The following is a 5950-nucleotide window of genomic DNA, read 5'->3' on the forward strand; positions in this document are numbered from 1 at the left end:
GAGCAGGATGGGGCCAATGGTGCGGCTATTTAAATCCTCAATAATTTCCTCAAGCACAAATGCCACCGCAGCGATGGGGGCATTAAAGGCAGCGGCCAGTCCGGCGGCGGCTCCGCAGGCAGAGAGGGTGCGGATGCGGAAGTTGGAGAGCCTGAACTTTTGACCGATGACCGAGGCCAGTCCTCCGGCCAGTTGGACCGAGGGGCCTTCCCGCCCGAGGCTTAAGCCACCTCCCACACTGAGAGTGGCAGCAATGAATTTCACCCAAACGATCCGAAAGGAGACGAGGCCATAGTTCTGCCGGTATGCGGTTTTTAACTGGGGAATGCCACTGCCCGCGGCCTCCGGGGCAAACTGGGTCAATAACCATCCATTGAGGAGCCCCACCAAGGTGAGCACAATAAATCCGATGGCGGCAAAGTTTTCCAAGGGTCCCGCCGCTAGCGGCGTCCAAATCTTGTGGTGAACGAAGTGAATGGAATGGTGAAACAACACCGCAACCGAACTGCCGGTAATTCCCACAAGAATGATCGGAGGAACGGATCGGGGAATGAATTTTAACAAACTTCTGGGCAGCCTGGGCATTCCTGAAGATGTGACATTCCCTTTCGATGAACAAGACGATTTGTGTCTGTTGATCGATGCGTTTGAGTGATCAAAAAAATTTGACAATCGTAACATCGTGAAATAACGATATATAAATGTACCTAAAGCAAATAGCTAATCATGATCTTGCTCAGTACGCCTACCTGGTCGGATGTCAGAAGACTGGCGAAGCCCTGCTGATCGATCCGTTGCGTGATATTGGGCCATACCTCGAAATTGCCCAATCCGAAGATCTTAGAATTACTGCCGTTGCGGAAACGCATATTCATGCGGATTTCGTCAGTGGTACCTTTGAGTTTTCGCGGTTAGACCCTTCGGCGTCTCTCTACCTTTCCGCGGAAGGTGGGGATTTCTGGCGGAGCGAATGGGCTCTGGGTTTGCCTAGTTATCGCCCACTTCGCCAAGGGAATTCATTTAAGGTGGGCAACCTGCTGGTCGAGGTGTTGCATACCCCCGGCCATACCCCCGAACATCTTTCCTTTCTGCTTACAGATCAGGGAGGGGGAGCAGATGAGCCGGTTGCTTTGTTCAGTGGAGATTTTCTTTTCGTGGGCGATGCCGGTCGGCCCGATCTTCTGGAGCAGGCGGCTGGTCTTTCCGGTACACAGGAGGATGGGGCTCGGGCTCTTTTTAAGAGCCTTAACCGGATCGCGGATTTACCTGACCACCTGCAGGTATTGCCCGGGCATGGAGCTGGCAGTTCCTGCGGTAAGGCACTGGGCGCGGTTCCCTCATCCACTCTAGGCTATGAACGCCGGTTTAATCATGCCTTTAAACTTGCCTTGAAGGGTAATGAGGATGGTTTCGTATCCTTTATTCTCGATGGCCAGCCGGAACCACCTGCATACTTCGCCCGGATGAAATCTCTGAACCGTGCCGGCCCGGTTCCGCTCGGCCCTGAAGTGGCACTGAAAGAGTTTTCCGCCTCGGATTTACAGGCTGGTTTATCAGCAAGTTCCTGGGTCACCGTGGATACACGTGCGGTGGAGGATGCCTTGTCCTCCCACCTGATCGGCTCCCAGTTCATTGCCCGCAATTTCTTTTCTGATTTCGCGGGCAGCTTTTTTGAACCGGCTGAAGAGTTACTGCTTGTGGCCCAAAGTGCGGATGATGCGAAGCACATGCAGCGTGCTTTACGATACATCGGTTTCGACCAGGTTGTTGGTTTTGTGGTTCCGGAAACCCTGAAGGAACTGCCAGGCACTATGCTCCGGTCCATTCCTTCCTACCCAGCGGACCGCCTGTCAGGAGATGCCCCGCTTGATGGGCGGGCGGTCATTGATGTGCGCAAGGCAACCGAGCGTTTGCAGGGGTTCCTTGATGGCAGTTTGCACTTTCCTCATGCACGCATTCTTTCAGCCCATACGGAGATTCCCGAAAAACCACTGGTTGTGCATTGTCAGTCCGGATTACGAGCAGCAGGGATGGCTACCTTTCTTGCCCGCCAAGGACGAACGGATGTTCAGTGTGCTCTGGGAGCAATCCGCTCTTCCATACCCATTCATTCCCTTGCGGGTGCCAGATGACAATGGCCGCTAAGAAAACAGAGGTTGATCCCATTCCTGATCTCGATTCACTCGCCCAGGCGGCTGAGTGCCTGCGGGCCCTGGCTCATCCCATGCGCCTGAAAATTCTTTTCCTGCTCGAGTCAAATCGTTGGACGGTGGGGGAGTTGGCCAAGGAATGCTCCATTCGCAGTCATGTTGCCTCCGAGCACCTACGCTTGATGCAGCGGTGTGGGATGTTGTCGGTCGAGAAGGAAGGGCAAAAGACCTACTATCAGATCTGCGAGTCCCAGGTGCACGCCATCCTTGCCTGCATGCGGGAAAAATTTTCCTAATTATAACTCTTAAAAGAAAACAAAACTTATGAAAAACCTCACTGTTGAACAATCCCACCATGAACGCCAGGCAAACTCATCGATTCCGCTGATCGATGTGCGCACACCCGCGGAGTATGGCTCCCTCCACGCCGAATCCGCTCAGAGTCATCCGATGGAATCCCTGGATATCGGCAACTTTCCTTTTTCAAAGGATCAGGAAATTCATGTCATTTGCCAGTCAGGCGGGCGTTCGATGAAAGTATGTCAGAAACTGGAATCGGCTGGTTTTGAGAGGGTGGTCAATGTGGAGGGCGGAACCTCCGCCTGGGATGGTGCCGGACTTCCAGTCATTGCCGGGAAAAAGGCCATGTCTTTGGAGAGACAGGTACGAATTGCCGCGGGTGCTCTGGTGGTCATTGGAGCGGTGGTCGGACATTTCTACAATCCAGCTGGTTATGGATTGTCAGCCTTTGTCGGTGCAGGTTTAGTTTTTGCAGGGGTTACAGATACCTGTGGAATGGGAATGATTATAGCTAAAATGCCCTGGAACCGTGCCTAGCGCATTCTTCTTACCAGACTTCTATGGGTCCTTTGGGTACAGCAATTTCTTTTCTCTGCTTTGCTTGGTGTGCGACTTCCTCTTCCATAAAAGAGGCAATCATCGGAGGCATTTGATAGCGATCAAGCAGTTCCCCTGAGTCATCGGTGAATTTCTTTCTCCATTCCAAGTAATCGGTTAAAACCCTCTCGAAGTCTGATCTTGAACTGATCCTGACCACGGCGTTATTGAATGGCTTGACTGGGCCAAATCGCTTGGAATACCACGGAGCAACTTTACGAAACTGGAGAGATCCACGATCCTCGCCAAATACTTCTACCATCAGATCGTAATGCCTGCGCATGACCCGTATTCTTTCATCAAAACTAGGCTCAGAGGGTAGGACTCCTGTTTCTAAATATTTCTGGGTGTGGAGAAAAATCCAGGGGTTGTAGAAGGCTCCCCGGCCAGCGGAAATTCCATGACACCCGGTTTGTTCAATCATGTGCTTGGCGGCATCAGGGGTGGTAATATCCCCATTCCCAATGACTGGGATCTTGTCGACTGCTTCTACCACTTTACGAATACCTTCCAGGTTAACCACACCGTCAAACCCTTGTGCTCTGGTTCTACCATGAACGAAAATGGCTGCCACCCCGGCATCTTCCAAGGCACGGGCAAGGTTTGGAGCGGTGAGGTTTTGATCGTCCCAACCTAATCGCATCTTTGCGGTAATCGGTACGGGCACTGCTTCGACCATGGTACGGATCAATTCCTGAGTTTTGGGCAGCTCCGTCATCATACTGGCTCCGCCTCCGGTTTTGGTAACCTTTGGTACGGGGCAGCCCATGTTGACATCGATGGAATCGATCCCTTTTTCAACAAGCATCACCGCGGCATCTCTCATTTCCTCTTTGACGCCACCAAATAATTGAACGGACAGGGGGTTATCCTGCTTATTCGTTTCAATTAATTTGAGTGCTTTGGGGTTCTGTTCAATGAGGGATCGGGCGTTTACAAGATCTGTGGTGCAAAGATCAACCCCGCCAATTTCGCGGATGACCAAACGGAAGGGCAGGTTGGTGTATCCTGCAAGAGGTGACAGGAAAAGATTGGATTTGAGCGGTAGCTGACCCAAGGAGAACATGAGCCATAGACTGAAGAATTACCTGATTTTTACAATCCAACAAAACAGACTTTTTTCTTCCGTTTGCTTGTCTAGTTTTTAGAGAATCCTTTAAGCTTTCGATCGGTTATAAAAGTGCCAAAGGGAATTAAAGTCGCAACGAAAAGGTAAAGGCCGAAGAGAAAAGACCAGGCATGTTTTTTCATGGATATGGCGAGCAAAAGGCAATAGGCGACAAAGAGAATGCCGTGGGTCATCCCTACAACTTTCACGGCCAGAGGAATTCCCCACCAATATTTTAGGGGCATGGCAATACCAAGAAGAATTAAATAGGATACACCCTCAACATTTCCCAGGATGCGGAGGTTACGGATAGATGAGAACATTATTTCTTTAATGTACGAAAGAGAGTGATGGAAAGAAAGATGGCAAGTATTGCACTGATAATAACGCCGATCTTGATGGATGTGGAAAGATTAATCAATGGGTTTGGGTTGGGAAATATATCGGGAGCGAGAAAAACCATCAACTGGGGAAAAAATGTAAGGGGAGAAAGGGAGGCGATATTTAGCATGAGTTGAGAATTTCCGAGGAAATCATCCACTGCCAGAACGAGGCAGGCAAGCATGGGTGTCAGCCATAGTAAACCTACAAACCCCCAAAATCCTAAATTAAACCATTGTTCCCGTGCTGCCCGTAAAGCAAGTGCGGTAAAAAGTAAAACCAGTCCAGGCAGAAGGACTGATAGGGCAGAAGGTGCAACCGACTGCACGGTTTCTGAACTTACCGCCAGCAAGTGTAGCACTGAATAAACCACGGTGGAGATACAGACAAGCACGCAGACAAACAAGCCTCCGGGTGCTTCGTCTGCAAGCGCAGGAATGCGGCTCATTCCCAATTTTCCCGAACGTTGTCTGCCCTTGAGTTGACGGTGCGGATCCGGGCAACATACATTGATTAATAATAAAAGAGATGCCAGGTTAAGGAGAAAGTAGGTTGATTGGACCACGATCATGGAGATGGCAGGCAGAGAGTCGTTTTTTAACTGATTGGGAAGTCCGGCCTTTGTGGGATCAAGCTGAAGGCTCTGACCGAGCAGTCCACTAGCTTCTCCCTGTGAGAAAAAAGGCCAAAGCGAACCGAGCAAAAGAATTTGTAAAATGCCAAACAGACCAATTGCCATGGGCTTGGAAAATGCGGGAAGCGAATCGAGCCGCCATTTCCGGTAGGCTGTGGCAAAGAGAGCAAGAAGGATCAACCCCTGCATTACAAAGGTAAAGGTGGTTGGAGAAACCTCGTAGGTGAAAAAGGGAATTTTCTCCCAAAAATCCACGACTTGTCTTTCAAAGCGTCCAAGGGTTTGGTTGCCTTCGGCGAGAAGGTGGGGAACAATTTTACCGAAATAAGTGGGAAGTATCGTAAGAAAAGAAAGGAAGGAGATACCTGCCTGTCCGAGCACGGGAAGAAAAACATACAGTCCGAGCACGGCAAGGCGGGCTACCCATGAAGCTGCCCGCGGTTTCGGCACCACCAATCCGATAACATGGGCAGTAAGGTGGTAAAGAATAACTGAGCAGAAAAAAACTGCGTAGAGTTGAAAGAGGTTAAGCAATGGAATTTTACCGACCACCATGCAGTGCAGAAGAAAGGGCAGGGTGATCAGGAACATGAAATATTCCCGGGCAGGCAGACCGAATAAATATCCAAGAATTTTCGAAAACGGGTTCATCGGAGTCATTCTTTGGTAGTCAAGCAAGCCCGCTTCTTTTTCCTCCGCCGTTACCGATGCCACTCTTCCTGTACCCAGAAACATTAGAAAGAATCCCTGCAATACAAGTAACACAGTAAAGGCTTCCCG

7 protein-coding genes are annotated in these 5950 nt (G+C 50.3%); 3 read left to right on the top strand and 4 right to left on the bottom strand.

What is annotated here, in order from left to right; translation table 11 throughout:
* On the bottom strand, nucleotides 1–672 hold a 672-nt coding region (locus ACKPQ4_RS01590; RefSeq protein WP_407679460.1), incomplete at its 3' end, for a chloride channel protein.
* A 29-nt stretch (nucleotides 673–701) separates the two neighbouring features.
* Between ACKPQ4_RS01590 and ACKPQ4_RS01595 the strand changes: the two genes are divergently transcribed.
* Genes ACKPQ4_RS01595 through ACKPQ4_RS01605 form a run of 3 tightly spaced genes read left to right on the top strand, consistent with a single transcriptional unit; the run spans nucleotide 702 to nucleotide 2987 of the window.
* Complete coding sequence (locus ACKPQ4_RS01595; protein ID WP_407679461.1) at nucleotides 702–2132, top strand: MBL fold metallo-hydrolase; 1431 nt, start codon at nucleotides 702–704, stop codon at nucleotides 2130–2132.
* Complete coding sequence (locus tag ACKPQ4_RS01600) at nucleotides 2129–2446, top strand: ArsR/SmtB family transcription factor (RefSeq protein WP_407679462.1); 318 nt, start codon at nucleotides 2129–2131, stop codon at nucleotides 2444–2446. Before ACKPQ4_RS01595 ends, ACKPQ4_RS01600 begins: the two co-directional genes overlap by 4 nt.
* A gap of 28 nt (nucleotides 2447–2474) precedes the next feature.
* Complete coding sequence (locus ACKPQ4_RS01605; protein WP_407679463.1) at nucleotides 2475–2987, top strand: rhodanese-like domain-containing protein; 513 nt, start codon at nucleotides 2475–2477, stop codon at nucleotides 2985–2987.
* A gap of 10 nt (nucleotides 2988–2997) precedes the next feature.
* On the opposite strand, the gene dusB is transcribed toward ACKPQ4_RS01605, so the two are convergent.
* The 3 genes from dusB to ACKPQ4_RS01620 all read right to left on the bottom strand — a co-directional run.
* Entirely contained in the window at nucleotides 2998–4113 is a 1116-nt protein-coding gene (gene dusB / locus ACKPQ4_RS01610; RefSeq protein WP_407679464.1) for a tRNA dihydrouridine synthase DusB, read from the bottom strand.
* A gap of 71 nt (nucleotides 4114–4184) precedes the next feature.
* Complete coding sequence (locus ACKPQ4_RS01615; RefSeq protein ID WP_407679465.1) at nucleotides 4185–4478, bottom strand: DUF3817 domain-containing protein; 294 nt, start codon at nucleotides 4476–4478, stop codon at nucleotides 4185–4187.
* A partial coding sequence (locus tag ACKPQ4_RS01620) for a hypothetical protein (protein WP_407679466.1) occupies nucleotides 4478–5950 on the bottom strand: 1473 nt, incomplete at its 5' end. The genes ACKPQ4_RS01620 and ACKPQ4_RS01615, both read right to left, overlap by 1 nt.

The sequence above is a fragment of the Candidatus Chordibacter forsetii genome (assembly GCF_964187505.1).
GTDB lineage: Bacteria > Verrucomicrobiota > Verrucomicrobiia > Opitutales > Seribacteraceae > Chordibacter > Chordibacter forsetii.